Below are 726 nucleotides of genomic sequence, written 5' to 3' on the forward strand. Positions count from 1 at the left end.
CTTCCTGCCTTTTTATGGTGAAACATGGCTAAAGTTGATGTTCATTGTCGTTATTGTCACACATCAGAAGACGTTAAAGGACATGGAAAAGGAAACGGAGGGTATCCCCGTTATCGCTGCTATGCCTGTCGTAAGGTATTTCAGTTGGAATATACCTACCAAGCCTGTAAACCGGGTGTGAAAGAGCAGATTGTCGATATGGCAATGAATAACGGCGGTATTCGTGATACCGCCCGTGCACTGAAAGTCGCCACCTCCACCGTGATGAAAATCCTAAAAAACTCAACCCCCGGAACGTGACGACCTTGCCGCTTGAAGGAAGTGATATTCAGCTCATCTGCGAACTGGATGAACAATGGTCATTTGTCGGGAATAAGAAAAACCAGCGCTGGCTCTGGTACGCCTGGGAACCGAGGATGAAACGGATTGTGGCGCATGTTTTTGGGGATCGCAGCAGGAACACACTGAATAAACTGCGGGCGCTACTGTCTCCCTTTAAAATTCGGTTTTACTGTACGGATGATTATGCTGTTTATGATTGTCTTCCGGAAGCAGACCATTTAACCGGAAAAACGTTTACCCAGCGCATAGAGAGAAATAATCTCATCCATCGTACCCGCATAAAAAGGTTGAATCGAAAAACGATTGGTTATTCCAAATCGGAGGAAATGCACGACAAAGTGATAGGGACATTTATTGAGCGTGAAAACTACGTTTAGAGAGTGA

General features: G+C 45.3%; 1 protein-coding gene. It reads left to right on the forward strand.

The window, feature by feature from the left end:
- The first annotated feature begins 24 nt into the window (after window positions 1–24).
- A protein-coding gene (locus tag PSI22_RS21300; RefSeq protein WP_273581465.1) for an IS1 family transposase occupies window positions 25–719 on the forward strand; the annotation gives its coding sequence in 2 pieces (ribosomal slippage) (window positions 25–274 and window positions 274–719; 696 coding nt in all).
- Window positions 720–726: the final 7 nt, after the last annotated feature.

This window comes from Xenorhabdus aichiensis, assembly GCF_028598775.1.
GTDB lineage: Bacteria > Pseudomonadota > Gammaproteobacteria > Enterobacterales > Enterobacteriaceae > Xenorhabdus > Xenorhabdus bovienii.